Annotated in this window: 31 protein-coding genes; 9 read left to right on the forward strand and 22 right to left on the reverse strand. The window is 66.9% G+C overall.

Annotated features, from left to right (window positions below; translation table 11 throughout):
* Positions 1–169: 169 nt before the first annotated feature.
* Entirely contained in the window at positions 170–1,642 is a 1,473-nt protein-coding gene (locus E3U25_RS17125; RefSeq protein ID WP_116222101.1) for an NAD-dependent succinate-semialdehyde dehydrogenase, read from the forward strand.
* Positions 1,643–1,687: 45 nt separating this feature from the next.
* Here E3U25_RS17125 and E3U25_RS17130 read toward each other — a convergent pair whose 3' ends face one another.
* Positions 1,688–2,434: a DUF1013 domain-containing protein gene (locus E3U25_RS17130; RefSeq protein WP_036752291.1), complete on the reverse strand. Its 747-nt coding sequence runs from the start codon at positions 2,432–2,434 to the stop codon at positions 1,688–1,690.
* A gap of 161 nt (positions 2,435–2,595) precedes the next feature.
* Here E3U25_RS17130 and E3U25_RS17135 point away from each other — a divergent pair, with 161 nt between their 5' ends.
* Entirely contained in the window at positions 2,596–3,216 is a 621-nt protein-coding gene (locus E3U25_RS17135) for a ribonuclease T2 family protein (protein ID WP_116222100.1), read from the forward strand.
* Between the two features lie 233 nt (positions 3,217–3,449).
* Here the strand turns inward: E3U25_RS17135 and E3U25_RS17140 are convergent, their stop codons facing one another.
* Entirely contained in the window at positions 3,450–4,427 is a 978-nt protein-coding gene (locus E3U25_RS17140; protein WP_116222099.1) for an NAD(P)H-quinone oxidoreductase, read from the reverse strand.
* Between the two features lie 11 nt (positions 4,428–4,438).
* Positions 4,439–5,125, reverse strand: a complete 687-nt coding sequence (locus E3U25_RS17145) for a COQ9 family protein (RefSeq protein WP_116222098.1) — start codon at positions 5,123–5,125, stop codon at positions 4,439–4,441.
* A gap of 125 nt (positions 5,126–5,250) precedes the next feature.
* On the opposite strand from E3U25_RS17145, the gene rpsU reads away from it, so the two are divergent.
* Entirely contained in the window at positions 5,251–5,457 is a 207-nt protein-coding gene (gene rpsU / locus E3U25_RS17150; protein WP_011748553.1) for a 30S ribosomal protein S21, read from the forward strand.
* A gap of 71 nt (positions 5,458–5,528) precedes the next feature.
* Here rpsU and E3U25_RS17155 read toward each other — a convergent pair whose 3' ends face one another.
* Together E3U25_RS17155 and mscL are read right to left on the reverse strand one after the other, a co-directional pair.
* Complete coding sequence (locus E3U25_RS17155) at positions 5,529–5,987, reverse strand: Lrp/AsnC family transcriptional regulator (protein ID WP_175562323.1); 459 nt, start codon at positions 5,985–5,987, stop codon at positions 5,529–5,531.
* A gap of 157 nt (positions 5,988–6,144) precedes the next feature.
* Positions 6,145–6,582, reverse strand: coding sequence for a large conductance mechanosensitive channel protein MscL (mscL, locus tag E3U25_RS17160; protein WP_036752300.1), 438 nt, complete (start codon positions 6,580–6,582; stop codon positions 6,145–6,147).
* A gap of 97 nt (positions 6,583–6,679) precedes the next feature.
* Here mscL and E3U25_RS17165 point away from each other — a divergent pair, with 97 nt between their 5' ends.
* Positions 6,680–7,381: a glutathione S-transferase C-terminal domain-containing protein gene (locus tag E3U25_RS17165; protein ID WP_036752303.1), complete on the forward strand. Its 702-nt coding sequence runs from the start codon at positions 6,680–6,682 to the stop codon at positions 7,379–7,381.
* Between the two features lie 72 nt (positions 7,382–7,453).
* Positions 7,454–8,056: a sulfotransferase family 2 domain-containing protein gene (locus tag E3U25_RS17170; protein ID WP_166435537.1), complete on the forward strand. Its 603-nt coding sequence runs from the start codon at positions 7,454–7,456 to the stop codon at positions 8,054–8,056.
* A 46-nt stretch (positions 8,057–8,102) separates the two neighbouring features.
* Here the strand turns inward: E3U25_RS17170 and pheT are convergent, their stop codons facing one another.
* Entirely contained in the window at positions 8,103–10,490 is a 2,388-nt protein-coding gene (gene pheT / locus E3U25_RS17175; protein ID WP_116222096.1) for a phenylalanine--tRNA ligase subunit beta, read from the reverse strand.
* Between the two features lie 196 nt (positions 10,491–10,686).
* On the opposite strand from pheT, the gene E3U25_RS17180 reads away from it, so the two are divergent.
* Positions 10,687–10,998: a TM2 domain-containing protein gene (locus E3U25_RS17180; RefSeq protein WP_116222095.1), complete on the forward strand. Its 312-nt coding sequence runs from the start codon at positions 10,687–10,689 to the stop codon at positions 10,996–10,998.
* 53 nt (positions 10,999–11,051) lie between these two features.
* On the opposite strand, the gene E3U25_RS17185 is transcribed toward E3U25_RS17180, so the two are convergent.
* From E3U25_RS17185 to pyk, 8 genes are all read right to left on the reverse strand, one after another.
* Positions 11,052–11,609, reverse strand: a complete 558-nt coding sequence (locus E3U25_RS17185; RefSeq protein WP_181180861.1) for a hypothetical protein — start codon at positions 11,607–11,609, stop codon at positions 11,052–11,054.
* Positions 11,610–11,626: 17 nt separating this feature from the next.
* Positions 11,627–12,718 (reverse strand): phenylalanine--tRNA ligase subunit alpha, encoded by a 1,092-nt coding sequence (pheS, locus tag E3U25_RS17190; protein WP_072461640.1) that lies wholly within the window; start codon positions 12,716–12,718, stop codon positions 11,627–11,629.
* A gap of 62 nt (positions 12,719–12,780) precedes the next feature.
* Positions 12,781–13,125 carry an arsenate reductase family protein gene (locus E3U25_RS17195; protein ID WP_116222093.1) on the reverse strand — a complete coding sequence of 115 codons (345 nt, stop codon included), beginning with the start codon at positions 13,123–13,125 and terminating at the stop codon, positions 12,781–12,783.
* Between the two features lie 31 nt (positions 13,126–13,156).
* Positions 13,157–14,518: a cytochrome P450 gene (locus tag E3U25_RS17200; protein WP_116222092.1), complete on the reverse strand. Its 1,362-nt coding sequence runs from the start codon at positions 14,516–14,518 to the stop codon at positions 13,157–13,159.
* A 199-nt stretch (positions 14,519–14,717) separates the two neighbouring features.
* Entirely contained in the window at positions 14,718–15,077 is a 360-nt protein-coding gene (gene rplT, locus E3U25_RS17205; RefSeq protein WP_116222091.1) for a 50S ribosomal protein L20, read from the reverse strand.
* 12 nt (positions 15,078–15,089) lie between these two features.
* Positions 15,090–15,290 (reverse strand): 50S ribosomal protein L35, encoded by a 201-nt coding sequence (rpmI, locus tag E3U25_RS17210; RefSeq protein ID WP_017998717.1) that lies wholly within the window; start codon positions 15,288–15,290, stop codon positions 15,090–15,092.
* A 106-nt stretch (positions 15,291–15,396) separates the two neighbouring features.
* Complete coding sequence (locus E3U25_RS17215) at positions 15,397–15,903, reverse strand: hypothetical protein (protein WP_116222090.1); 507 nt, start codon at positions 15,901–15,903, stop codon at positions 15,397–15,399.
* 40 nt (positions 15,904–15,943) lie between these two features.
* Positions 15,944–17,389 (reverse strand): pyruvate kinase, encoded by a 1,446-nt coding sequence (pyk, locus tag E3U25_RS17220; RefSeq protein WP_036752328.1) that lies wholly within the window; start codon positions 17,387–17,389, stop codon positions 15,944–15,946.
* 120 nt (positions 17,390–17,509) lie between these two features.
* Here pyk and E3U25_RS17225 point away from each other — a divergent pair, with 120 nt between their 5' ends.
* On the forward strand, positions 17,510–18,250 hold the full coding sequence (locus E3U25_RS17225; RefSeq protein WP_116222089.1) for an N-formylglutamate amidohydrolase: 741 nt from the start codon (positions 17,510–17,512) through the stop codon (positions 18,248–18,250).
* A 320-nt stretch (positions 18,251–18,570) separates the two neighbouring features.
* On the opposite strand, the gene E3U25_RS17230 is transcribed toward E3U25_RS17225, so the two are convergent.
* Together E3U25_RS17230 and E3U25_RS17235 are read right to left on the reverse strand one after the other, a co-directional pair.
* Complete coding sequence (locus tag E3U25_RS17230) at positions 18,571–18,798, reverse strand: hypothetical protein (protein ID WP_116222088.1); 228 nt, start codon at positions 18,796–18,798, stop codon at positions 18,571–18,573.
* Between the two features lie 32 nt (positions 18,799–18,830).
* A complete protein-coding gene (locus tag E3U25_RS17235; RefSeq protein WP_116222087.1) occupies positions 18,831–19,163 on the reverse strand; it encodes a hypothetical protein in 333 nt (110 codons plus the stop codon).
* Positions 19,164–19,235: 72 nt separating this feature from the next.
* Here E3U25_RS17235 and E3U25_RS17240 point away from each other — a divergent pair, with 72 nt between their 5' ends.
* Positions 19,236–20,438 (forward strand): DNA polymerase Y family protein, encoded by a 1,203-nt coding sequence (locus E3U25_RS17240; protein ID WP_116222086.1) that lies wholly within the window; start codon positions 19,236–19,238, stop codon positions 20,436–20,438.
* Here E3U25_RS17240 and E3U25_RS17245 read toward each other — a convergent pair.
* From E3U25_RS17245 to E3U25_RS17255, 3 genes are all read right to left on the reverse strand, one after another.
* Positions 20,435–21,100, reverse strand: a complete 666-nt coding sequence (locus E3U25_RS17245) for an SOS response-associated peptidase family protein (protein WP_116222085.1) — start codon at positions 21,098–21,100, stop codon at positions 20,435–20,437. The genes E3U25_RS17240 and E3U25_RS17245 overlap by 4 nt on opposite strands.
* A gap of 165 nt (positions 21,101–21,265) precedes the next feature.
* Complete coding sequence (locus E3U25_RS17250; RefSeq protein ID WP_116222084.1) at positions 21,266–21,661, reverse strand: hypothetical protein; 396 nt, start codon at positions 21,659–21,661, stop codon at positions 21,266–21,268.
* A 14-nt stretch (positions 21,662–21,675) separates the two neighbouring features.
* Positions 21,676–22,308, reverse strand: coding sequence for a peptidoglycan recognition protein family protein (locus E3U25_RS17255; RefSeq protein WP_244295183.1), 633 nt, complete (start codon positions 22,306–22,308; stop codon positions 21,676–21,678).
* Between the two features lie 180 nt (positions 22,309–22,488).
* On the opposite strand from E3U25_RS17255, the gene E3U25_RS17260 reads away from it, so the two are divergent.
* Complete coding sequence (locus tag E3U25_RS17260; RefSeq protein WP_116222082.1) at positions 22,489–22,695, forward strand: hypothetical protein; 207 nt, start codon at positions 22,489–22,491, stop codon at positions 22,693–22,695.
* A 9-nt stretch (positions 22,696–22,704) separates the two neighbouring features.
* Here the strand turns inward: E3U25_RS17260 and E3U25_RS17265 are convergent, their stop codons facing one another.
* Genes E3U25_RS17265 through E3U25_RS17275 form a run of 3 tightly spaced genes read right to left on the reverse strand, consistent with a single transcriptional unit; the run spans position 22,705 to position 26,232 of the window.
* Positions 22,705–22,983, reverse strand: a complete 279-nt coding sequence (locus tag E3U25_RS17265) for a hypothetical protein (protein WP_116222081.1) — start codon at positions 22,981–22,983, stop codon at positions 22,705–22,707.
* Between the two features lie 28 nt (positions 22,984–23,011).
* Positions 23,012–23,803: a hypothetical protein gene (locus E3U25_RS17270; RefSeq protein ID WP_116222080.1), complete on the reverse strand. Its 792-nt coding sequence runs from the start codon at positions 23,801–23,803 to the stop codon at positions 23,012–23,014.
* Positions 23,803–26,232 carry a metallophosphoesterase gene (locus E3U25_RS17275; protein WP_116222079.1) on the reverse strand — a complete coding sequence of 810 codons (2,430 nt, stop codon included), beginning with the start codon at positions 26,230–26,232 and terminating at the stop codon, positions 23,803–23,805. The genes E3U25_RS17270 and E3U25_RS17275 overlap by 1 nt, the downstream gene beginning before the upstream one ends.
* Positions 26,233–26,258 lie beyond the last annotated feature (26 nt).

Genomic DNA, 26,258 nt, shown 5'->3' on the forward strand with positions numbered 1-26,258 from the left:
GCCGCCCAGTCGAATACGCCAAGAGGGAAAACCTGACGATGGCAAGGCAACGCCGCAGCCCGCCATCCGGTTCATCACGATTGCTCGATCCCGGCACGCGGCAGCTGCGGCTTGCGTTGGCCCGGCAAAAGCGCAAGCCTGCACCCGACCCGAACGGAAGGAGCCCGCCATGACCAGACATGCGACCGACCTGAAGATGTTGCTGAAAGACCCCTCGCTCTTGCAGACCCGCGCCTATGTCGTCGGCGAATGGATCGACGCCGATGACGGCAAGACCTTTCCGGTGGTGAACCCGGCGCGCGGCGACGTGATCGCCGAGGTGGCGGACCTGTCCCGCGCCGAGGTCGCCCGCGCCATCGCCGCCGCGGCCGAGGCGATGAAGGGCTGGGCCGCCCGCACCGCCAAGGAACGCGCCCAGATCATGCGCAAATGGTTCGACCTGATGATGGAAAACCAAGACGACCTGGGCAAGATCCTGACCGCCGAACAGGGCAAGCCCTTGCCCGAGGCCAAGGGCGAGATCGCCTATGGCGCCAGCTTCATCGAATGGTTCGGCGAAGAGGCCAAGCGCATCTACGGCGAAACCATCCCCGGCCACCAGCCTGACAAGCGCCTGACGGTGATCCGCCAGCCGATCGGCGTGGTCGGCTCGATCACGCCCTGGAACTTTCCCAATGCGATGATCACCCGCAAATGCGGCCCGGCCATCGCCGCCGGCTGCGGCTTCGTCGGCCGCCCCGCCGCCGAAACGCCGCTCTCGGCCCTGGCGCTCGCCGTGCTCGCGGAACGCGCCGGCCTGCCCAAGGGGCTGTTCAGCATCGTGACCTCGTCGCGCTCCTCCGACATCGGCAAGGAATTCTGCGAGAACCCGCTGATCCGCAAGCTGACCTTCACCGGCTCGACCGAGGTCGGCCGCATCCTGCTGCGCCAAGCCGCGGACCAGGTGCTGAAATGCTCGATGGAACTCGGCGGCAACGCGCCCTTCATCGTCTTCGACGACGCCGACCTGGATGCGGCGGTGGAAGGCGCCATGGCCTCGAAATTCCGCAACAACGGCCAGACCTGCGTCTGCGCCAATCGCATCTATGTGCAGGCCGGGGTCTATGACGAATTCGCCAGGCGGCTGGCGGTGGCGGTCGACAAGCTGCGCGTCGGCGACGGGCTAGAGGAAGGCGTCACCACCGGCCCGCTGATCAACCGGGATGCGGTCGAAAAGGTCCAGGAGCATATCCAGGACGCGGTCGAGGGTGGCGCCATCGTCGTCACCGGCGGCAAGCCGCGCGAGGGGCTGTTCTTCGACCCGACCGTCGTCACCGGCATCACCGACAGGATGAAGGTGGCAAGCGAGGAAACCTTCGGCCCGCTGGCGCCGCTGTTCCGCTTCGAGACCGAGCAAGAGGCGATCGAGCGCGCCAATGCCACCATCTTCGGCCTCGCCGCCTATTTCTATGCCCGCGACATCGGCCGCATCACCCGCGTGCAGGAGGCGCTGGAATACGGCATCGTCGGAGTGAACACCGGCATCATCTCGACCGAGGTGGCGCCCTTCGGCGGCGTCAAGCAATCCGGCCTCGGCCGCGAGGGCTCGCGCCACGGCATCGAGGATTACCTGGAGATGAAATACATCTGCCTGTCGATCTGACCGGCCAGAAAAAACCCCGGAGCCGAGCTCCGGGGTTTGCGGGATTCAGTGATCCTCGTCCTCGTCGTCATCCGCATCGGGCAGGTTGAAGAAGCTGTCCGCATCCAGGTTGTCGTCCCGCTCGGGCTTGTCGTCATCCTTGCTGAGGCTGAAATTCTCCAGCCCGGCGATCGAGCTGGGCAGGCGCGGCTCGTCCGACATGGCAAGCGAGGTCTCGGTCGAAAGCAGCTTGCGACGCTCGTCGTCGGTCATGGCGCCGCCCTCGGCCGCCTTGCGCTTGGCGGCCTTCTGCACGGCGGCGTCCAGCTCGGACTGCCGGCACAGCCCCAGCGCCACCGGGTCGATGGGCTGGATGTTCTGGATGTTCCAATGCGTCCGGTCGCGGATCGAGGCGATGGTCGGCTTGGTGGTGCCCACCAGCTTCGAGATCTGCGAATCACCCAGCTCGGGATGGAACTTGACCAGCCACAGGATCGCGGCGGGCCGGTCCTGGCGCTTGGAAAGCGGCGTATAGCGCGGGCCGCGGCGCTTCTCCTCGCCCTCGGCGGCGGGGTTGTGCTTGAGCTTCAGCCGGTGCAGCGGGTTCTTCTGGCCCTTCTCGATCTCGGAGGCGTCGAGCTGGTTCGAGGCGACCGGGTCGAAGCCCTTGACGCCGACCGCCACGTCGCCGTCGGCGATGCCCTGGACCTCAAGCTCGTGCATGCCGCAGAAATCGGCGATCTGCTTGAAGCTCAGCGTCGTGTTGTCGACCAGCCAGACGGCGGTGGCCTTGGCCATCAGCGGCTTGTTCATGACCTTCTCCTTAACAATATCTTTTCCGGCCGGGGAAAACGGCTTTCGGCGGGGTGCCATTCCATTTTCGGGGGATTGACAGGCTATATAGGGCCGGAAGGGGCCAAAATAAAGCCTGAAATTCGTGGCGCGCGGCAAGGACCGGCGCTAGGTTCCCCACCATGAAACCGGCCATCCTGATCGCCTTCCTCCTGCTCGCCCCCGCGGCCCTGGCCCAGGACATCGCGGGACGGTTCGACTATTACGTCCTGTCGCTCAGCTGGTCGCCCAGCTGGTGCCGCGCCGAGCGCGATGCCGAGCAATGCGCGAGCGGACGGAAGCTTGGCTTCGTCGTCCATGGCCTGTGGCCGCAATACGAACGCGGCTGGCCAGAATATTGCCGGACCGAGGCCCGCGACCCCCCGCGCCGCGAAACCCGCGCCATGGCGGATGTGATGGGAACGGGCGGCCTGGCCTGGCATCAATGGAAGAAGCACGGGCGCTGCTCGGGCCTGCCGGCGCGGGACTACTTCGCCCTGACCCGCGAGGCCGCCGCCCGGATCGCCCTGCCCGAAACCCTGCGCCGGCTCGACCGCGACGTCACCCTGCCCGCCCAGGTGATCGAAGACGCCTTCATCGAGGCCAATCCCGGCCTGGCGCGCGACGGCATCACCGTGACCTGCCGCGCCCGCGCCCTGCAAGAGATCCGCATCTGCCTGACCCGCGACCTGCAGCCCCGCGCCTGCGCCGAGGATGCCAGGCGGGATTGCCAGGGCAGCTTCCTGATGCCGGCGCCGCGCTGACGGAACGGCTACGATGCCTCCGGCGGGGATATTTAGACACGAAAGAAAAGCACACACCCCGCCCGCCGGAGCTGAAGGTCGGGGTGTGGCTTCTTCCGTGACGGCCATCGGCGTCCCCGCCTGTTCCGTGATTCCAAACTGGCAGAAAATCCTTGCGATTCGGTTAACGGCTTCTTTCGTGCTTCAAATATCCCCGCCGGAGGCACCGGGCCGTGCCAAAACCGCCGGAGCGGTCAATCCTCGACCGAAACCCGCAACAGGATCTTGCCGATATGGCCGCTGCCCTCCATGCGGCGATGCGCCTCGGCCGCCTCGGCGAGCGGGAAGGTGCTGTCGATCAGCGGGCGCACCGCCCCGGCCTCGACCAGCGGCCAGAGCCGTTCCTGCAACGCGCCTGCGATGCGGGCCTTGGCCAGGTCGGATTGCGGGCGCAGGGTCGAACCCGTCACGGACAGCCGCCGGGCCATGATCTGGGCGAAATTGATCTCGGCCTTGGGACCGGCAAGGAAGGCGATCATGGCCAGCCGGCCGTCATCCGCAAGGCACCGGACGTTGCGGGCGATATAGTCGCCCCCGACCATGTCGAGGATCAGATCGGCGCCGCCGGCCTTGCGCAGCACGGCGACGAAATCCTGCTCGCGATAGTTGATCGCGGTGGCGCCCAGCCTCTCGCAGGCCGCGCATTTCTCGGCCGAGCCCGCCGTCGCCCAGACCCGCGCGCCCAGCGCCCTGGCGATCTGGATCGCCATGGTGCCGATGCCCGAGGAGCCGCCATGGACCAGAAAGCGCTCGCCCGGCTGCAGGGCCCCGCGCATGACCACGTTGGACCAGACGGTGAAGGCGGTTTCCGGCAATGCGGCGGCCAGGCGCAGCGACAGGCCCTGCGGAATCGGCAGGGCGTGGTCTGCCGGGCAGGTCGCGTATTGCGCATAGCCGCCGCCCGGCAGCAGGGCGCAGACCCGGTCGCCCGGCCTCCAGCGCGTGACGCCTGGGCCGACGGCCGCCACCTCGCCGGCGCATTCCAGGCCCGGCAGGTCCGAGGCCCCCGGCGGCGGCGCATAGGAGCCGGCGCGTTGCAGCACGTCGGGACGGTTCACCCCCGCCCAGGCGACGCGGATCAGGATCTGGCCATGCCCGGCCACCGGAACCGGCCGCGTCACCGGCCGCAGCACCTCGGCCCCGCCGGGGGATGAAATCTCGATCGCCTGCATCACATCGGGAATCACCCGTCGCCTCCTTCCGTCCGGGCGCGCGGATTTGCGCGCAACGCTCCGGGCAGATTGCGATTTTCCGGCCGCCTGATCCAGCCCGTCGCAAGCCCGGCCAGGGTCGAGACGCCGGGCAGCCCGCCGACCCGTTCCTTGAGGCTTTCGAAGCGCATCACGCCCTCGATGCGGCGGTCCAGGAAGCGGCGCGTCTCCTCGGCCTCGGGCGAATCGTCGCCCAGCCAGTAAAGCACCGTCGCGCCATAGACCGCCGACAGCGTCGCGCGCTTGGAATACCAGTTCACGTCCTCGGAGCGGTCGCCAAGCCCGTCCCAGATCGCATCGGCCGTCTCCCAGACCAGCCGCGCGCCGAGCGCCGCGTGCTGCGGCAGGGCCAGGATCGCCGCCCCCGCCCGCGCAAGCTCGCGGTTGCTCAGCGACAGCCGCTGCATCACCGCCGCCGAGACGCGGTCGCGAAACCGTCCCTCGGGCGGATGCGCGGCCATCCAGTCGCGCAGCGCCTGGTCGCCCCGGCGGTGATAGGCGGCGGCAAGATCCGCGCCGCCGCGCGGCAGATGCACCCGCGCCAGCGCCGGGTTCATGCCGATGTCGCGCGCGCCCTCGGCGATGGCCTTTTCCCCCATGCCCTCGAAGACGACATGGGACAGGGCGGCCTCGATCAGCCGCTCGCGGTCATCCGTCATGGCACTCTCCTTTTTTCTTCCTGCAGCGCGGGTCCAGAAAATCTGGACAAAGCCGATTCGGCTTGCTAGAAGGCCGCGTCCTGCAAATCAGCTCAACTTTAACCTAGGAAGGTGGTGACAACCACATGCAGGTAAGTGTTCGCGACAACAACGTCGAACAGGCGCTTCGTGCTCTGAAGAAAAAACTTCAGCGCGAGGGGGTGTTCCGTGAAATGAAGCTCAAGCAGCATTTCGAGAAACCCTCGGTCAAGAAGGCCCGTGAAAAGGCCGAGGCCGTCCGCCGCGCCCGCAAGCTGGCGCGCAAGAAAGCGCAACGCGAAGGCGCGCTGTAAGACGAGCGACACGTTCGTTTCAGGAAAACCCCCGTGCCACGCACGGGGGTTTTTCATTCACGCCGGCACATTCACACCGGCAGCGCCGTGGTGAAGGCCACCGTGCGCAGCGAGAACGAGGAATGCATCTGCTGCACCCCCGGCAGCTTGGCCAGCCGCTGGCGGTGGATGCGGGCGAAATCGTCGGTGTCCTGGGCCACCACCTTCAGCAGGTAATCCGCCGAGCCGGCCATCAGGTGGCATTCCAGCACGTCGGGGATGGTGCGCACGGCGCGCTCGAAAGCCTCCAGCAACTCGTCGGCCTGGCCGGACAGCGTGATCTCGACGAAGACCGTGGTCGGGCGTTCGAGCTTGCGCGCGTCGAGCAGCGCGACATAGCCGCGGATCACCCCCGCCTCTTCCAGCCGCTGCACGCGGCGATGGCAAGCGCTGGGGGACAGCCCGACCTCGCCTGCCAGGTCGGCATTGGTCATGCGCCCGTCGCGTTGCAGGACGGAAAGAATGCGGCGATCCGTTGCGTCAAGCTCGATCATCGGGGCGATCCCTGTCTCGCGGCTGCCGGCCGGCGCCGGTTTCTTCGACCATAGCGCCGCCAGAGCCGGGATATAAGCGAAAATCGCCGCCATGGACGACAAGGCGCGACCCCAAAGGGGGGCCGCGCCATTGCCTTCCTGGGTCGCTTTCGCCTCAGGCGCGGCGGGCGCGCAGCTCGTCGCGGATCTCCATCAGCAGTTCCTCTTGCGTCGGGCCGGCGGGGGCGGCCTCTTCGGCCTCCTTCTTGCGGGTGGCGGCGCTTTGCACCCGGTTCACCGCCTTGACCAGCAGGAACACCGCCCAGGCGATGATCAGGAAATTGATGATCGCCGAGAGGAAGGCGCCATAGGCAAAGACCGAGGCGCCCGAATCGCGCGCCACCTGCAGGCTGGTGCCCGGCGGAACCTCGCCCTTCAGCACCAGGTAATGCCCGCTGAAATCCGTGCCGCCGGTCAACAGCCCGATGATCGGGTTGATCAGGTCGGCGACCAGCGAATTCACGATCGCCGTGAAGGCTGCGCCGATGATGATGCCGACGGCAAGGTCGATGACATTGCCGCGGGCGATGAATTCCTTGAACTCCTTGAACATGGGCTTACCTTTCCCAGCCTGTTGCGCGCGTTCCGGCAAAGGCTGCCACATCACGCTAACCCCTTGCAACATGAGACAGGACTCGACAGGAAACGACATGACGGCACTTTCCGAATTTCCGATCACCCGCCGCTGGCCGCCCCGGCGTCCCGACGTGATCCAGCTTTACACGCTGAACACCCCGAACGGCATCAAGACCTCGGTCATGCTGGAGGAATGCGGGCTGGACTATGACGCCCACCGCATCAGCATCGGCGACCCCGAGGACCAGTTCACCCCGGAATTCCTGTCGCTGAACCCCAACAACAAGATCCCGGCGATGATCGACCCGAACGGGCCGGACGGCCAGCCCATCGGGTTGTTCGAGACCGGCGCCATGCTGATCTATCTGGGCGACAAGACCGGGAAATTCCTGCCCGCCTCGGGGGCTGCGCGCTATCACACGATCCAGTGGCTGATGTGGCAGATGGGCGGGGTCGGGCCGATGTTCGGCCAGGTCGGCTATTTCCACCGCTACAAGGGCAGCGAGATCGAGGATCCCCGCCCGCGCACCCGCTATTACAACGAGGCGCGGCGGTTGCTGGGCGTGCTGGACAAGCAGCTTCAGGGGCGGGACTGGATCACCGGCGAATATTCCATCGCCGACATGGCCACCGGCCCCTGGCTGCGCACGGTGCGCGTGAACTACGAGGCCGAGGCCGAAACCGGCATGGACGGGTTCGCCAATGTGCGGGCCTATCTGGACCGCTTCCTTGCCCGCCCCGCCGTGCAGCGCGGCATCGAGGTCGGCGCCGCCTGACCGGCATCGCGGCAGGGCTTGCATCCGATGCGCAATTCATGGACCGTCCGGGAAACTTTCCCGGATGGTTGCATGCCTTTTATCGAGTATAACGGAAAACGTATCCTTTTCATCCACATCCCCAAGACCGGCGGCACGTCGATCGAGAACTGGATGCAGGGCGTCGCGCCGCTGCGCCTGTTCAGCCAGGGCATTCCCGCGGCGATGAAATGCACGCCGCAGCACCTGCGCATGCAGGACATCCGCGCGCTTCTGGGCGAGGGGTATTTCGACCATGCGCTGACGGTGGTGCGCAACCCCTACGACCGGGTCGCCAGCGAATACCGGATGCGGGCGCATCTGGCGAAAGAGAACTTCTTCAAGGGGTTGCCCGTCTTCTCGCTCTGGCTCGAGGACTGGCTGAACCGCCAGAAGCGCGAACCCTTCTGCCTGGACAACCACCTGCGCCCGCAATGGGAGTTCCTGGGCAGCGAGGTCGAGACCTTCCGCTTCGAGGACGGCTTGCAGGCCCCGGTCGCCCGCATGGCGGAATGGCTGGGCGTCGCCCCGCCCGAAAGCCTGACCCATGACCTGCGCCCCGACCCGCTGGAGATCGCCTGGGACCAGGTGGACCGGATCCGGGTGCGCGACCATTACGCCCGCGATTTCGAAACGCTGGGCTATTTCACCGACTGAACCGGGGCATCAGGCCGGGGCGCGGACCCCGGCCCCATGGCCCGCCCTAGCTGCGCAGCACGCCGCCGGTGGCCTTGCCGACCTTTTCGACGATCTTGGCGCTGACCGCCTCGATCTCGGCATCGGTCAGGGTCTTTTCCCGCGGCTGCAACCGCGCGGTGATGGCGATGGATTTCTTGCCGCCTTCCAGCCCGGTGAACTGGTCAAAGACCGTCACCCGCTCGATCAGCGCCTTGTCCGCGCCCGCCGCGGCATTGACCAGCGCCAGCGCCTCGACGCCGCCATCCACCACGAAGGCGAAGTCGCGCTCGACCGCCTGCAGGTCCGACAGCACCAGCGCCGGGCGCGAGGGCGTCCTGACCTTGGGCAGCGGCACGGCGGCGATGCGCAGGGTAAAGCCGACCGCCGCGCCCTTGATGCCGAAATGGCGCAGCACGCGGGGATGGATCTCGCCGAAGGTGGCCAGCGTATTCGGCCCCAGCGCAATGTTCCCCGCCCGGCCGGGATGCCACCAGCCGTCCAGCTTGCGGTTGATCTGGGCTTTCGCGGGGGCGCCGATGGCCTGCAACACCGCCTCGGCATCGGCCTTGGCGTCGTAGATGTCCACCTTGCGCCGCGAGGCATAGGGGTCGCGCGCCGCGTTCGCCCCGACCAGGATGCCCGACAGGTGCAGATCCTGCTCGCCCGGCTCGCCGCCCGAAAAGACCGGGCCGCATTCGAACAGCGCCAGGTCGGCAAAGCCGCGCGCCTGGTTGCGCGCCGCCGCCGCCAGCAGGCCCGGCAGCAGGTCGGGGCGCATATGCGTCATCTCGCTGCTGATCGGGTTCTCGATCCTGACCGCCTCGGAACCCCCGCCGAACAGCGCCGCGGCCTTATGGTCGATGAAGCTGTAGGTCACGCATTCGTTGTAGCCCAGCGAGGCCGCCATGCGCCGCGCCGCCTGTTCGCGGCGCTGCAAGGGGGTCAGCACCGGCTGCGGCACGCCCGCCTGCGGGCGCGGCAGCGGCTGGCCCTGCAGCTTGGTCAGGCTGGCGATGCGCGCCACCTCCTCGACCAGGTCGGCGCTGCCCTGCACGTCGGGTCGCCAGCTGGGCACGAAAGCCCGGTCGCCCTCCAGCCGGAAACCCAGCGCGGCCAGCGTCGCGCGCTGCTCGGCCTCGGGGATGTCCATGCCGACCAGGCTGCTGACCCGCGCCGGCTCCAGAAGGTAGCTGCGAGTCGTGTCGGGAACCGCGCCCGCCGTCACCACCTCGGAAGCCTCGCCGCCGCACAGCTCCAGGATCATCTGCGTCGCCAGTTCCAGCCCCGGCCGGGTAAAGGCCGGGTCCGCGCCACGTTCGAAGCGATAGCGGGCGTCGGAGCTGATCTTCAGCGCCCGGCCCGCCGTGGCGATGGCGATGGGATCCCAATAGGCGCTTTCCAGGAAGACGTTCACCGTTTCCTCGGAACAGCCGGTCTCCTCGCCGCCCATGATGCCGGCGATGCTTTCCGGGCCGGCCTCATCGGCGATGATCATGGTGCCGGGGGCGAAGGCATAGGTCTTGCCGTCCAGCGCCAGCAATTCCTCGCCCTCGGCCGAGGCGCGCACGGTCAGGTCGCCCCGCACCTTGTCGGCGTCAAAGACATGCAGCGGCCGGTTCAGGTCGAAGGTGAAGAAATTGGTGATGTCCACCAGCGTATTGATCGGCCGCAGCCCGATGGCGGTCAGTCGCTTTTGCAGCCAGTCCGGCGACGGCCCGTTTCTGACCCCGCGGATCAGCCGGCCGCTGAAGAACGGCGCCTTTTCCGCCATCTCGGGCGTGATCGTAACCTTGATGGGCGAGGCGAAGCTGCCCGGCACGGTCACGTCCCTGACCGGCTTCAGCCGGCCCAGCCCGCGCGCGGCAAGGTCGCGGGCGATGCCATGGACGCCCAGCGCGTCGGGGCGGTTCGGGGTGATCTTGATCTCGATCACCGGATCGACCGCCTCGGGACGGTTCGCGGCCAGCCAGTCGACGAACCTGTCGCCCACCTCGCCCGAGGGCAGTTCGATGATGCCGTCATGCTCCTCCGACAGTTCCAGCTCGCGTTCCGAGGCCATCATGCCATGGCTCTCGACGCCGCGGATCTTGCCGACGCCCAGGGTCACGTCGATGCCGGGGACGTAGTCGCCGGGCTTGGCCAGCACCACGGTAATGCCGGCGCGGGCGTTGGGGGCGCCGCAGACGATCTGCTTCTCGCCCTCGTCGGTCATGACGCGGCAGACCCGCAGCCGGTCGGCATCGGGATGCTGCTCGGCATGCAGAACCTTGGCCAGGGTAAAGGCCCCCAGCTTCGCCGCCGGATCGGCCACGCCCTCGACCTCGAGGCCAAGGTCGGTCAGCGCCTCGGTGATCTCATCGAGGCTGGCGGTGGTGTCGAGATGCTCCTTGAGCCAGGAGAGGGTGAATTTCATGAGCGCGGCTCCGTCACGTTTGCGCGTCCCTTAGCGCATGGCGCGGCGGATTGGTAGGGTGGTGCCACCCGGATGCGAAGGCCCGGCATCCGGCGGGGCTCGCCGCGAGATGGGCAAAATATCCCGCGCATCGGCCCGCCCTTGTTGCGACGCCCATCCGGCCTATATGTGAATTGCATTAACATGGACGGAGCCGATGGACACGCAAAGGGAACTGCTGATCGAACAGAGGGTCGCGAATGACGCGAAATCGCCGCTGGTGGCTTACCTGCTGGCGATCTTCCTTTGGGGTTTCGGCGCGCATCGCATGTATCTTGGCCGCTGGACCAGCGGCGTCGTCATGCTGCTGCTGTGGGGCCTGGGCTGGCTGTTGACGCCGGTGCTGATCGGCTGGCCGCTGGTCGGGCTGGTGTGCCTCTGGGCGCTGATCGACCTGTTCCTGATCCCCGGCATGATCCAGGACGACAAGGACGAGATGCGGCGGCGGTTGGGGTCGGGCTGGCGATAAAGGCTGCGGATCGAGGCGGCATGGCTTTCCGGCATGCCGACTATGCCAGCGGATCACTTCAGGAGTTCGATTTCCTTGTGAGTTATCCATGCGACGACCATCGCGGCCGCCCCGGCAAAAATCGACATGATCGAAATCACGCCGAAGAACACGATAAGTCCGTTCTTCACCGGGCCGCGCTTCTGGCCGAATAGCTGGACGGTCCCAGCCGGAACCAGGGAACCATTTGCCCAGACGCCGGCGATGTCCGCTTTCTTCACCCCTGTCACCAGGATCCCGAACACATGATGCGCCGGTATGTTCGGCACTTGAAAGAAAGACCCGTTTTTCTCCCAGGCGATCGTGACGATCGGATCCCGATAGATATTTGCGACAGGCTTGCGAAAGTTCAGGCTGACATCCTGTAAGAGATCACTCCCCGAATTTTCCAGAAGGAAATAGACGCCCCCGCCGCAATACTCCAGGTTGGAACAGTTGGCCTCACCAGGACGGTCATCGGCCTGCCAGACCAAAGCAGCCGGCGCATGATACAGTTGGCCGAGATGCTTTACGACAAGTTCCAAGCCCGCGGTGATCGGATAGCCGATGAAGGCACCCGCGATGGCAGCCACCACGTGACTGCGAAAGCTCACCGCGACAGCCCACCGCTCACGCTCGGCACATCCCCCGCCGCGAATCCGTAATGCCGCAGCCAGCGCAGATCGCTTTCAAAGAAGGCCCGCAAGTCGGGAATGCCGTATTTCAGCATGGCGATGCGGTCGATGCCCATGCCGAAGGCGAAGCCCTGCCATTCCTCGGGGTCGATGCCGCCGGCCGCCAGCACCTTGGGATGCACCATGCCCGAGCCCAGGATCTCGAGCCAGCTTTCCCCCTGGCCGATGGCCAGCTTGCCGCCTTCCCAGGAACAGCGGATGTCCACCTCGGCCGAAGGCTCGGTAAAGGGGAAATGCGAGGCGCGGAAGCGCAGCTCGACCTCGTCCACCTCGAAGAAGGCGCGGCAGAACTCCTCCAGCGTCCATTTCAGGTTCGCCATCGAGATGTCCTTGCCCAGCGCCAGCCCCTCGACCTGGTGGAACATCGGCGTATGGGTCTGGTCCATGTCCATGCGATAGACGCGGCCGGGGCAGATCACCCGGATCGGCGCGCCCGTCGCCTGCATGGCGCGGATCTGCACCGGCGAGGTATGGGTGCGCAGCACATGCGGCGGGCGCGGGTCGTCGGCAGAGCGCGCCATGAAGAAAGTGTCATGCTCCTGCCGGGCGGGATGCTCGGGCGGGATGTTCAGCGCGTCGAAGTTGAACCAGTCGCTTTCGATCTGCGGCCCCTCGGCCACGCGGAAGCCCATGTCGGCAAAGATCGCCGTGACCTCCTCGGTCACCTGGCTGATCGGGTGGATGGTGCCCTGCGGACGCGGCCGTCCGGGCAGGGTCACGTCCAGCCATTCCTGCTTCAGCCGCGCATCCAGCGCCGCATCCTCCAGCCCCTGCTTGCGGGCGCGCAGGGCGGCGTCGATCTCGTCCTTCAGGCGGTTCAGGGCGGCGCCGGTGGTCTGGCGCTCTTCGGGCGTCATCCGGCCCAGCTCCTTCATCATGCCGCTGATCTCGCCCTTCTTGCCAAGGGCGGCCAGGCGCACCTGCTCCAGCGCGTCGCTGTCGGCGGCGGTCGAGATGCGGTCGAGATAGGACTGGCGAAGGGTGGTCAGGTCGGACTGGTCGGACATGGGCAGGCTTTCCTTGCGGTTTGCCCGCGCCGATTAGCACGCGGACGCCGCAGGGAAAAGCCTCAGCGGGCGAAGGTTTCCGCCACCCGCTCGGCCGGGCGGCACAGCCGCACCCCGCCGGGGCCGCAGACGAAGGGACGCTCGACCAGCAGCGGGTTATCGACCATGGCGGCCAGGATGTCGGCGTCGCCGGCGTCCAGCAGGCCGCGGGCCTCGGCATCGGTGCCCTTGACGCGCAAGGCCTGGCGCGGCGTCACGTCGGCGGCGGCGAACAGGCCCAGAAGCTGGCCGCGGCTCCAGCCCGCGCGGGCATAGTCGACGATCTCGGGCTCATGCCCGGCGTCGCGGATCATCTGCAGGACCTTGCGCGAGGTCGAGCAGGTCGGCTTGTGATAGATGGTGATCATGGCGCGACTTTGGCCCGGCCCGCGCGGGCTTTCAAGAGCGTTCCGCGACCTGCAGCCAAAGCCCGCCATGCGGCCGCAGGGTCAGGATCATGCGCGGCTGCGGCTGGCGCTCGGTCAGCGCAAAGCGGAAGCGGGCGACCAGCGTGGCCAGGATGATCACCGCCTCCTGCATGGCGAAGCTGGCGCCGATGCAGATCCGGGGACCGGCGCCGAAGGGCAGGAAGGCATAGCGGTCGCGGGTCACGCCGGGCGCGAAGCGCTCGGGGTCGAAACGGTCGGGATCATCCCAAAGCAGGCGGTGGCGATGCAGCGCATAGATCGGCAGCATGACCGTGTCGCCCCGCCGCACCTCGCGCCCGCCCAGGACGTCGGCAGTGCGCGCGGTGCGCGACAGGAAGGCGGCGGGGGGATAAAGCCGCAGCGCCTCCTCGACCACCTGGCGGATATAGGTCAGGCGCGGCAGGTCGGCGGCGGTCGCGGCGCGACCGCCCAGCACCGCGACCGCCTCGATGGCGGCGCGGTGCTGGACCTCCGCATCGAAGGCCAGCAGGTAAAGCGCCCAGGCAAGGGCCAGCGCCGTGGTCTCGTGCCCCGCGACGATGAAGGTCAGCAGGTTGTCGCGCAGCTCGGGCGTGCTCATGCGGCGCCGGGTCTCGGGGTCCACCCCTGCCCGCAACAGGTCCAGCAGGTCCGGCACCGGATGCGGGCCGGACCGGGCGCGCAGCCGGATCGCCTGGTCGGCCAGGCGCTTCATCCGCCGCAGGTCATTGCCCGAGAACAACCGCCCCGGCCGCGGAATCCAGCCGGGCAGGCCAAGAACGTCGAATACCGAAACCCGCGCCGCGCCGGCGATATAGGCGTCGATCGCCCGATGCACCGCGTCGCGGTCGAACCCCTCGTCGCCGGAAAAGGTCACGTCCGAGATCACCTCGAAGGTCGCGGCGGCGGTCTCGGAAAAGATCTCGACCCGCCCCGACGCCGCCGCCAGCCGGCGCACGCAGGCCTCGGCGGCGGCGGTCATCACCGGGGCCAGCGCCTCGACATGGCGCTGGGAAAAGGCGGGTGCCGCGGCCAGGCGCTGCCAGCGCCAATGCGCGCCCTCGGCCACGAACAGCGAATTGCCGATGGCGGGCTCCAGGATCAGCCGGGTGACCAGCGATTTCGGATAATCCTCGACCCGGTCCTTCAGCACGCGGCGCAATGCCTCGGGGTCCATGACCATGTGCCAGCGCGCGCCCGTCCGCCCGGAAACCATGGGCTGGCGGGTGGCGATCTCGGGGATCAGCTCCAGCACGTTGCGCCGCGCGGCCAGGGCGCTGGCGATCACCCCGATCGGCTTGCGCTGCAAGGGCACGCGAACGGGATAGCGCGGGGAAGACAGATCCGGGGACATCAGCGCCGGCCTCCGCCGAAAAGGTCACGACCCCCGGCTTCTTTCGTGCCCAAATATCCTGGGGGAACGCCGGGCCGGCCCCATCGAGGGGCCGGCCCGGCGTGGGGGCAAAGCCCCCCTCGCCCCCCATGGTCCGGCCGCGAAAAAACCCGCGCCGGAAGCAGCGCGGGTTTCATCCGTTTCATCCTCTCGCCCCGACTCAGGCGGCGTCTTTCGCCTGCGCGACGACGGCCGCAAAGGCCTCGGGCTCGTGGACGGCCAAGTCGGCCAGGACCTTGCGGTCCACCTCGATGCCCGCTTTCGCCAGCGCGGCGATGAAGCGCGAATAGGTCATCTCGGCATCGACGGCGCGGACGGCGGCGTTGATGCGCTGGATCCACAGCGCGCGGAAGTTGCGCTTGCGGGTCTTGCGGTCGCGGGTCGCATACTGGTTGGCCTTGTCCACGGCCTGGGTCGCAGTGCGAAAATTCCGCGAACGGTTGCCGTAATAGCCTTTCGCCGCGTCCAGAACCTTTTTGTGGCGGGCGTGGGTGATCTTACCCGATTTGACTCGTGCCATGTCCGGTTCTCCTTAGCGGTTGTAGGGCATGTATTTCTTGACGATCTTCGCGTCCGCATCGGACAGGATCATGGTCCCGGTCACATCGCGGATGAATTTCGTCGAGCGCTTGATCATGCCGTGGCGCTTGCCGGCCGGGCCGGCCTTGACCTTGCCCGAGGCCGTCATCGAGAACCGCTTCTTGGCGGCCGCTTTCGTCTTCATCTTCGGCATTTTACTCTCCTTGCGGTCAGAGTGAACACGCGACTCGGCAATGCCATCGGCCGGCCGCGTGGGTGGAAGCGTGCGCTATAAGCGGGCACGCGCGGATTGGCAAGGGCTATTGGCCCTCGGCCTGCGCCTCGCCCTCGCCTGCATCCGGGGCGGCGGCATCGGCGGCGGGGGCTTCAGCAGCAGGCTCTTCGGCAGCAGGCTCTTCGGCGGCGGGTTCTTCCGCCGCAGGGGCCGCGGCCTCGGGCGCATCCGCTTCGGGCGCTTCGACCGCAGGGGTCTCGGCAGCGGGGGTCTCAACCGCCGGGGTCGCAGGCGCATCGGCGGCCGGGGTTTCCGCCGGCGCCTCCTCGGCCGGCGCCTCGGGCGCGGGGGCGGTCACCGGATCGGTGCCCGTCGTCACCTGCCCGTTCACCAGCCGCTGCCAGCTTTCCTGCAGGGACTGCACGCCGAAGGGCCGCTGGTCCAGCCACCCCCCGGCCAGAAGCATCGCAAGGCCCAGCACCAGCAGGATGGCGGCACCGCGTGGGGCCTGCGTGCGGGCCACCGACACGATGGCCATGAGGACCGAAAGAACGCAAAGCGCCACGCCGGCCAGCAGCAGGATGTCGATCATCGGATTACCTTTCCGTTGCGGATCTCTTTGAACCCGCGCCTTATTCTGGATCGGTACGATAGATCAAGCGCTCGTCGCATGGCGCGATGCGCAGGATGTTGGTGGTGCCGGGCACGTTGAAGGGCACGCCGGCCATGACGACGATCTGGTTCGTCTCGTCGGCAAAGCCGAAATCCCGCGCCGCCTTGGCCGCATTGACCACCGCCTGCTTGAAGCGTTCGAGCGAGGGGGTCTGCACGCAATGCGTGCCCCAGGTCAGGCACAGCCGGCGCAGCGTGTCCTGTTCCGAGGACATGGCGACGATCGGCACCCGCGGCCGCTCGCGCGCGGTCAGGCTGGCGGTGGTGCCCGACTGGGTGAAGGCGCAGATGCAGGAGATGTCGGTGGTCTCGGCGATCTCGCGCGCCGCGGCGACGATGGCATCGGCCACGGTCTGGCGCTTGGCGCTGCGCGAGCTTTCGATGATGTCGCGATAGGTCGGATCGCTTTCGACCGAGCGGGCGACGTTGTCCATGGTCGCAACCGCCTCGACCGGATAGGCCCCGGCGGCGCTTTCGGCCGAGAGCATCACCGCATCGGCGCCCTCGTAGATGGCGGTGGCCACGTCCGAGACCTCGGCGCGGGTCGGCATCGGGCTTTCGATCATCGATTCCAGCATCTGCGTGGCGACGATCACCGGCTTTGCCGCCGAGCGGCAGGCGCGCACCAGCCGCTTCTGGATCGGCGGCACGGAATGGACCGGCAGTTCGACCCCCAGGTCGCCCCGCGCCACCATGATCCCGTCCGAGACCTTGAGGATCTCGGAAAACGCGCGCACGGCGGCGGGCTTTTCGATCTTGGACAGGATGGCGGCGCGGCCCTTGGTCAGCTCGCGCGCCTCGATCACGTCCTCGGGGCGCTGCACGAAGCTCAGCGCCAGCCAGTCCACGCCCATCGCGCAGGCGAATTCCAGGTCGTCGCGGTCCTTGTCCGACAGCGCCGCCAGCGGCAGCACCACGTCGGGCACGTTCACGCCCTTGCGATTCGAGATCGCGCCCCCCGCCGTCACCGTGCAATCGGCGAAATCGGCGCCGCAGGCCTCGACCCGCAGGCGGATCTTGCCGTCGTTGACCAGAAGCTCGGCGCCGGGCTCCAGCGCGGCAAAGATCTCGGGATGCGGCAATTGGACGCGGCTGGCATCGCCCGGCGCGGGGTCCAGGTCGAAGCGGAAGGCCTGCCCGTCGGCCAGGTCGTGCGGGCCGTCGGCGAAGGTGCCGACGCGCAGCTTGGGCCCTTGCAGGTCGGCCAGCACGGCGATGGGGCGGCCTGATTCGGCCTCGACCCGGCGGATGATGTCATAGCGGGCGCGCTGTTCCTCATGCGTGCCGTGGCTCATGTTCAGGCGAAACACGTCCGCGCCGGCCTCGAAAAGGGCTCGGATGGTGGCGAAATCGCTGGATGCGGGGCCCAGGGTTGCCACGATCTTGACCTTGCGATGCCGTCTCATCCGTCTCTCCGTGCATGTTTGCGCTATCGTCGCCGCTGTTATGGCCTATCGGAGCGCTTGCGGCAACTGGTGCTTGGTCCGGCGATTGCCTAAACCTTGCAGCGGAAAGGCGACGGACGGATGACGGCACAGCCCTATTCAACGATCGGAGAGGACCGGCCCTCGCGCTGGCTGATCACCTGCGACCATGCGACGAACCGCGTGCCGGGCTGGATCGGCGGCGGCGAGCTGGGCATCGCGCCCGAGGACATGGCGCGCCACATCGCCTATGACGTGGGCGCGGCGGGGCTGACGCGCGCGCTGGCCGAGCGGCTGGACGCGCCGGCGATCCTGTCGGATTTCTCGCGGCTGGTGATCGACCCGAACCGGGGCGAGGACGACCCGACGCTGGTGATGCGCATCTATGACGGCACGGTGATTCCCGCCAACCGCCATATCGACGCGGCCGAGCGCGAAAGGCGGCTCGAGCGGCTCTACCGCCCCTATCACGAGGCCTATGCCCGGCTGGCGGCGATGCATCCGCGCCGGGCGATCTGCGCGATCCACAGCTTTACCCGGCAATTGCGCGGCCGGCCGCGCCGGCCCTGGGCGGTGGGGGTGCTTTATTCGCATCGCGACAAGCGGCTCGGCCCGGCGCTGGTGCGCGAATGCCGCGACCTGGGCTGGATCACCGGCGAGAACGAGCCCTATTCCGGCCATCTCGACGGCGATTCCATCGACCGCCATGCGCTGGCGCATGGCCGCCCGAACGTGCTGATCGAGGTCAGGAACGACCTGATCGCCGATGCGGCGGGCCAGCAGCTTTGGGCCGAGCGCCTGTCCGATGTGCTGGCAGGCTTCCTGGACCGGCGCGGCGTCTGAAACGGCTGGGCGCAGGCGGGGGATGACGGGCGGCCGCCTTGTCGATGGACAGGGCGATTTCAGGACAATGAAAAATGGCGGGGTTTGGTAGGCCCGGAGGGCGTCCAATAATTAATGGAACCCATTGATATTATTATCGCAAGTTGACCCATTGACCCACGAGAGCGGGACAGGAGTTTTCAATCGGTTAGGGCGCCCGCTGTCCCACGAAAACACCGCGCCGCCCCGCATCACCGGAGATGCCTTTAGGAGGGGGCAACACCACGATCCGCAAGCGCAAAGCCCCGACCTCTGCGGGGCTTTCCCTTGAGATCAATAATTCAAAGCCCGGCAAGCGACGGCTGGTCGACAAGCTGGATCTGAAGAAATGTGTCGTCCACGACGCTCGTTTTCACCCACACTGTCACAGGTTTCTCATGCCGTGTCTTACGCACATCGACCATCCAGCGGTCCAGGCCGAAATGGCGGATCCCCTTAACCTCGCTTCCCGGAATAACGATACCGATCTCATCGGCGATCAGCTGTTCAGGCGTTGCGCCGTAGGCCATAAGTCTGCAGTTCAATGGTCTTAAACCCATCGTCATTCCCCCTTGTCGTGCGCTGGCAGTCGGGCGCCAATACCCACCCGCAGCGCGGTTGCAATCCGTTTCAGTTCGGCCGAGCGGAGGTCGGGGTTGGGCATTGCAAGCGCCCTGCCCCAAGCCTTGACCAGCATCACCCCCTTCGGATGCGACGCGGCGGCGCGCGCGAGCGCCTCCTCCAGTTCGGGATCACCGCGCAGATCCACGGCCATGGTGTCGATGACGGCGCCATCAAGGCGCGCCACGGCCAGCGCCAGCGCCTCGTCGTCGGCGATCTGCTCCGACCAAGCGCCCCCGAATGACACGTTGCTGAGCTGCTGTTTCCTGTCCATTTCGTCCTCTTGCCAGATGAGAACATAAATAGAACATTAATGGCCCGATGAACATCCGCAGGATCTTGAGGAATGGGACCGTTCCGCACGCTATACATCGACATGAACAGCTTCTTCGCGAGCGTCGAGCAGCAGCTGAACCCCGCGATTCGCGGTCGGCCGGTGGCGATCACCGCCATGGAGAACGAGAAGGGGTGCTGCGTCGCGGCCAGCTATGAGGCCAAGGCTCACGGCGTAAAGACGGGCACCAGCGTGCCTGATGCGCGGCGGCTGTGCCCTGGCATCGTGTTCTTGCCCTCGCGCCACAGGCTCTACGTCCGGTTCAACCTGCGTGTCGCGGCGGTGCTGGACCGTTATGCCGAGCTGGAGCGCATCCGCTCGGTGGACGAATTCCAGATCGTTCTATCAGGTGATGCCACCGAATTGGATGGGGCCCGCGCACTGGTCGCGCGGCTCAAGGCCGCGGTGGCGGCCGAGGTCGGCGAATGCCTGCGGTTCTCGGCCGGGATCGGGCCGAATCACCTGCTGGCCAAAATCGCCGGGAAGCTTGAGAAACCGAACGGCTGCCAGCACCTCGGCCGGGACAACATGCCCGACCGCATCGCGCACCTCACCCTGGACGATCTGCCGGGCATCTCGCGCTCGATGCGCGCCCGGCTAGAGCGGGCCGGCGTGCGGGACGTCGTGTCGCTTTGCCGCCTCGATCCGCGCCACGCCCGCGCCATCTGGCGCAGCGTCGAGGGCGAGCGGTTCGTACGGGCGCTTCAGGGCGAACCGATCCCGCTGGTCAAGACGCGGCGCGGCGGGTTCGGCAACAGCAAGGTGTTGGCGCCCGAGTTCCGGGCGCCGGCCGAGGCCTATCTGGTTTCGCGCTGGCTGCTGGAAAAAGCATCGGCGCGGCTGCGGCGCGACGGGCGCGTCGCTGGCAGCTTCAGCCTGCACCTGTCACCGCTAGGCCGCTATCCGTGGGCGCGATCTATGCGCTGCGCCCCGACGCAAGACACTCTGGAATTCATGCGGATGAACCGGGCGCTCTGGCGCCGGGCATGGCCGGAGATCCGCGGCACGCAGCTGCTGAGCATCGGCGTGCATCTGGGCGACGTGGATCATCTGAACTCGCGCACCGGCGACCTCCTGTTGCCGGTCGCACCGGCCGAGCGAACCCTGGGCGAGCGCGCATCGGCGGCGGCGGACTTCATCAACCAGCGCTTCGGCCCCGGGACGATCCAGTTCGGGATCAACCGGCCGCATCCGGGGTTCTTTGAGCGGGGTTAAGCCACAATCCGCAGCGCACCGTCCGGCAGCGGCCGCTGCATATGGCGAACCTCGTCCCAAGGCAGGTTGAGCCATGCGTCCCATTCCTCGCACGTGCGCAGGATCACCGGCATGGCCTTGGGATGGACTGCCCCGACCTCGGCATTCGGCTCGGTGGTGAGGAAACCGAACAGGTCATCCTCGGTCTCACCGTCGCGGACCTTGCGGATGCTGACCCATCCATCAACGCAGATCCCGGCGAACATCATGGGACGGCCGTCGGCGCTTTCGAACCAGACTGGGCGTCCGTCCGGGCCCGGTTCGGCGAACCGCTTGACCGGGACAAGACACCGATGTTCGATGCCGAGCCAGCGGCGCCAATGGGGGCTGCCCACGTTGCGGATGTTGGTCACACCGGCGTCGCGTCCGGACTTGCTCAGGTATCGCGGCGGCGACGGCATGCCCCAGCGCGCCTTGACCAACTGAAGCCCGGCCCCACCCTTGCGCACGATAGGCAACGTCCGATCCGGGAACGCCTCATCGAACCACGGTTCGTTGCCGGTCAGGTTCTCGACCTCATAGTCATACACTCGGCGGAATTCGTCATAGCTCTCGGGCGGGACATACTGGTTGCACAAAGGGGGCGGCCTCCGAATCGTCAGTCCTACGATGGTAGCGTGCATGATCAGGTGCCTGAAACGCAAAAAAAGCCCCCGCCCCGGGCGAACCGGGACGGGGGCGTAAGCGCTATGCGGTGCGGCGGTCAATCCAAAGGCCAGCAGCCTGCATGGTGATCACCGCGGCGGCGGCCATTGCTGCCACCACCATGAGGATTAGGATCGGCACGGTCAGGCGGCGCCCGCTCGGCGCAGGGCGTCGGCCAGCTTGTCGACGGCCGCGCTGCTCGCCTCCTTGACCTTCTCGGCCGCGACCTGCTCCAGCTTGGCCTTGGCGAGATCGGTCAGCACCTCGGGCGCCGGCTGCAGATTGATGATCGCGTCGGGGACGCTTCTGCGAGCATAGGCGAGGATCAGGTCGAGGGCTGCCTTCCCGGTCAGCCTGCGCTCAAGCGCAAGCTGGGCGCCGGTGAAAAGGGCCCAATGGAGCGCCTCGCGGTGCTTCGCCTCGACCTCGATGCCCCATCGCTTGCTGGCCTGCCTCACGCCCCAGCCGATGATGGCGGTGATCGCGAGGCCGATCAGTTCGAGGAGATGCGGCGCGGCCGCGTTGATGATGGTCTGCATGATGATGATGCTCCTCAGTAGGTGGAAAGCTCGCGCGCGACCAGGTCGCGCAGGCGGTCGCCGACGGTGATCGGATCGTCCGGCGCCGACATGCCCGGCAGCACGGTGATGTCCCACTTGCTGCGCTGCACCACGCCGAGCGTGGGCTGCACCTCGGCATGCGACAGCGTGGACCAGCGCGAGACCGGGATGTCATAGGTCCGGCACAGCCGCGCAGTCTCGCGCGCGAGAGCCGAGACCTGCGCCGGCGTGATCGGCGCCTTGCCCCAGGCAAACGGCCGCTCTTGGGCCCCGGCCATGGCACAGATCGACAGCCCGATAGCGCCGCCGTTGGCGTTGAGGGTGTGCGAGCGCGAGGTGGTCGGATCGACCGGCCAGCGAATCTTGCCCTCGCCATCGATCAGCGCGTGATACGACCGCAGGTCCACGGCATTCGGGCTGTAGCCGCCCGCGGTCCAGTGCCAGTGGATGCGCGTGATCCCGGTCGGGTGCTGGAACGGCAGGCCGCGCTCCCGCTGCGCCTCGATGGCGGCGGCATAGGCAGCGCGGGTGCGCGGCCCGTCGATTCCGTCGATGGGTCCGGGCCAAAAGCCCAGGGCGGCGCAGCGCGCCTGCCGCGCGCGCACCGCGTTCATGACTGCTGTCATGTCGGTTTCTCCAATGCAAAAAGCCCCGCGCGAGGCGGGGCGACGTGGCGGGGTGTTCCGCGTTCATTCCCGGTTCGGTCTCGGTTCTGAACTGATCGGTTTAGATATGATCTGGGTTTGGTCCCGCGCGTTCTCCGGGCACCCCTTGCAGCCGACCGCGCTCCGCCGCAAAACGCCGCCATGAAAGCGACGCACGACGAATCCACCTTCACGCTGACCGGCGAGATCTGGTCGGCCACCTATCCCCTGGACGAGCTGCCGAAATGGCTGCGCTGGTATCGCAGCCGCAAGGCGCGGTTCCCCAAGGCGGGGGACAGCTACGACGCGACCATTGCCGCGCTGGAGGGGTTGGCGGCAGAGCTGGGTGTTACCGCTGACGAAGGTTGACCTCGCGCCTCACGGGTTCGGCCCGCGCTCCAGCCGAGATTCGATCTTGCGCAGACTATCGAGGATCAGCACCATGCGCTCGTCCTGCCGCGCAGCGGTCGTCTCCAATGCGCGGATGCGCGCCTCGTTGGCAGCCGACTGCGCCGTGACTGCCGTGATATCCGACGCCATATCTGCGGCCCGACCGGACAGGTTTCCCCAGGCGACTGCAACCGCAACCAGCATGCTGCCCGCCAGGAGAAGGTTGCCTGTACTGATCCTGTTATCGACTGACGGCACTATGCTCATCTCCTCGTCCTCATGTGATTGGCGCGCATCACACCAACGCCACCCCGGCCCGCTGTGCCGCGACCGCCTCAAGTGCATCCTCATCCCGGACCCCTCGGACGTAGGCTGCATAGTAGAGCCGCCCGGAAGTGGACTGTGCGGCTGTCCCGAACAACCTCGTCGGCGTCTGGTCGTCCGCAAAATTCACACCAGTGAAACTGGTATTTTCGGCCTGCCCGCCACCGTTGACCCTGCACCGAGCCGCCACATTCGCCACGTCGCGGCGGGCCGAAACAACCACGTCGGCATTCAGCGCCAGCGGTGCGCCCGTCAGTTCATAACCAGTTGAGATGTCCAGATTTACGGCGAGATTGCCGTCGACCCGCGATATTTGTAGGGCGAGGAAACTGTTAGAACTGATGCCATCCTGCGAGACGATCCCATAAGTCGATCCGCCACTGACACCGGTCAGGCGCAGGCCCGCAATGAAAGTAAAATCGTTGTGACGGATCGGGTTTGCAATCTCGAACCTCGCATCCAGGGGGATGTCGATCCAATACCTGTCGCCATCGCTCTGCCATGTGGGTATGCCTGTTGCCGCTACCCCCAAAACAGCGTCCCGACCCTGCCCCGAGCGATCCTTGATGCGCCGAACAGGTTGGCCCACATCGGTGACGGGCACCTCTCCATCCCGGTCCTGAAACAGGGAGGCGGCAACCCTCGCGTCGAATACGAAGGCGCGATCCGCCCCCGAAACGAAATCCTGCCGGGCTTTCGCAGCGCCCGTCGCCCAGCCCGTATTGCCGAAATCACCAGGCACGATGATGCCAAGTCCAGCCATTACAGAGTCTCCTCGATGATGATGAATTGATGCGAGCCGCGCCCGATGCAGCGCGCGGAGAACTCCTGTGCCGAAAAATCGGCGATCCACATGTTGAACAGGTCGGTCGCACCGGATGTATCGACGGCGCCGTGCGCATCGAAAACCGTTCCGTCATGGCCCGCGATGGCCAGAAACTTCGGACTGCCATCGACCCCGGAAACCTGATCGTAGAGACCGGGCGTGAGCGCGTTCGTGGTGCCGCCGATCATGCCCGAGCCGAGTTGCCGGATGCCGCCGGTCGGATCGGTGATCCAGCGCAAATCATTGGTCGTAGCAGGCAGGCCCGCATCCCAGTCCATGCGCAGCCGCGCTGTCATCGAGATGCGATGCTCATGCCCGCACCAATAGCCCCTCATCAGGCCCGCGTAATCCTCCATGATCGGCCAGATGGTCGATTTCAGGGTGCGGGCCTGACCATCGCTGGTCTCCCACGCGGACCAGTAGCCATAAAGGGCGGGGCTGTGCCCCACCACATTCAGGTGCCGCACCCGAGGGGCCATCTCGGCCAGACGAGCCGCCAGCCAATCGGCCTGTGATGCCAAAGGCACCGTGTGATGCGTCTCTATGGAGACAAATCCGACCTCGCGCCCGATGCTGATCGCCCATGCGCTGCGATTGACGTAATCCCTACCCTCTGGGTCGAACCCAAGGCTGAATATATCAACCATCATTCCCGGCGTCCCGTCGCCCCCCATGAGCGCGTTTCCGGTCCCTGCTGCGTTCCGGCCCTCGTGGTTGCCCAGTGTCGCCGCCACCGGCACCAGCGCGCCGTCGCGCCGCCAGTCGCGAGACAGGCCCGCCATGAACCCAAGCCAGCGCTCGCCCATGGCTTGGGTCCACAAGCCATCGTCGTTCACAAAATCGCCATTGAAGATGAGCAGATCGCATTCTTGCGCCGCGAAGATGCCGCCGAACTCGGCCAGCAGTGACCCGGAGTCATAGGTGGTGCGCTGATAATCCGATGCCACGCAAACCCGAACAGCGGCGCGCCGCGACGTGCGGACGCGATCCGTGAACGTCGCCCCCGGCCAGCGCAACTCATAGACCGTATCAGGGGCCAGACCGTCCATCAGCGCGGTGTGCAGGTGCAGGCCGTCAATCTCAGGCCAAGGACGGCGTCGATGGGACGCCACCTGCGTCCACGCCCCGGCACCGTCAACTCTGTATTCCAGCGCCACAGCATCCGCGCTGTCGCTCACCCAAGTCAGCAGCAGGTTTTGGCTGGGGTCGCGGTGAGGCTCGGCGAACGCGAACTGGACCGTCTGAGGTGGACCGTCGCCGCCCGGATCGAAGCCAATCGCCGCGAAACTACCATCGTCTCGCCAGCCGCCAGCGATATTGCCCTCGGCGTCGGTGATCGGCAGCACCCAGCCCGGCGCATCAACTGGCCGCATCAGCGCCTCTCCGATCTGCATGACCCCGGCGCGCGTAACGCCCGACAGGCCGACCTCGAAAGCGCGGTTGCCGTCATCGTCGTCAACTGACAGCGCCGCATCGCCAGCGCCGATGACCACATGCGGGATGCGATCAAGCTTGCCTTGCAGCGCCGCCGTGTCGGCCTTCTGATCCAGCGCCTCGTCCAGCCCGTCGAGCAGCGCGATCAGCCCCGGAATATCCCCCATGGCCGTGGTCACGGGTCGCAGGCTGCCCGGTGTTTCAGCACCCCCGACGACGGACACGCGATACTGGTAGTGGCGTCCGCTGACGATGGTATCGGCCGGCAGCGTCGCGGCAGCACCCGATCCGGGCAGGATATTATAGGTGATGTCGTTGATCGTGATCGTCGCGGGGCCGGTGTTCGTCGCCGCAGCCGTGAAGACAATCACTTGCCCCATGACCAGCGTGGTGAAGCCCAGCTGCGGGGCGATCGTCGCCGTGATTGCATCGCCCGTCCCGCCAATGCTAGTGAGCGGCACCGGGCCGAGGTGGCGAAGGGCGGAGAAGTCGGCCTTCGCATCCAGCAGCGCCTCGTTCGGCACCCGCATGAGCACCCCCCAGCGCGGGGCAGTCTCGAACAGCGGATCGTCAGAGGTCGCGTTGAAGCCACGCACGACCAGGTAATCGCCGTCGGGGTGGAAGGCGAGGCCCTTGGATCCGGGCAGCGCAGACTGACCCGTGCTAACCATCGCCGCGCGCGAGGTGAAGAACGCGCCGCTGTTGGCGAGGTCGGCCTTATCGTCCAACTCGTCCAGGATGTCCTGCAGCGCTGAGGGATCACCCGTCGTCTGCGCCAAGGTGATAAACAGATCGCGCAGGTCGCGCTTCCAAATTGCCCGGCGCGCCGTGGACCTGTCGCCCACCGGCAGGGGTCCAACACCACCCTGCCCGTCCCCTGTATAGCCCTCATGGTCGCGCAGCAGGCGATTGACGTCGTCGATGAAAGGCATGGCCCCTCCAATGCAAAAAGGCCCGC

The organism is Paracoccus versutus, assembly GCF_029909795.1.
GTDB lineage: Bacteria > Pseudomonadota > Alphaproteobacteria > Rhodobacterales > Rhodobacteraceae > Paracoccus > Paracoccus versutus.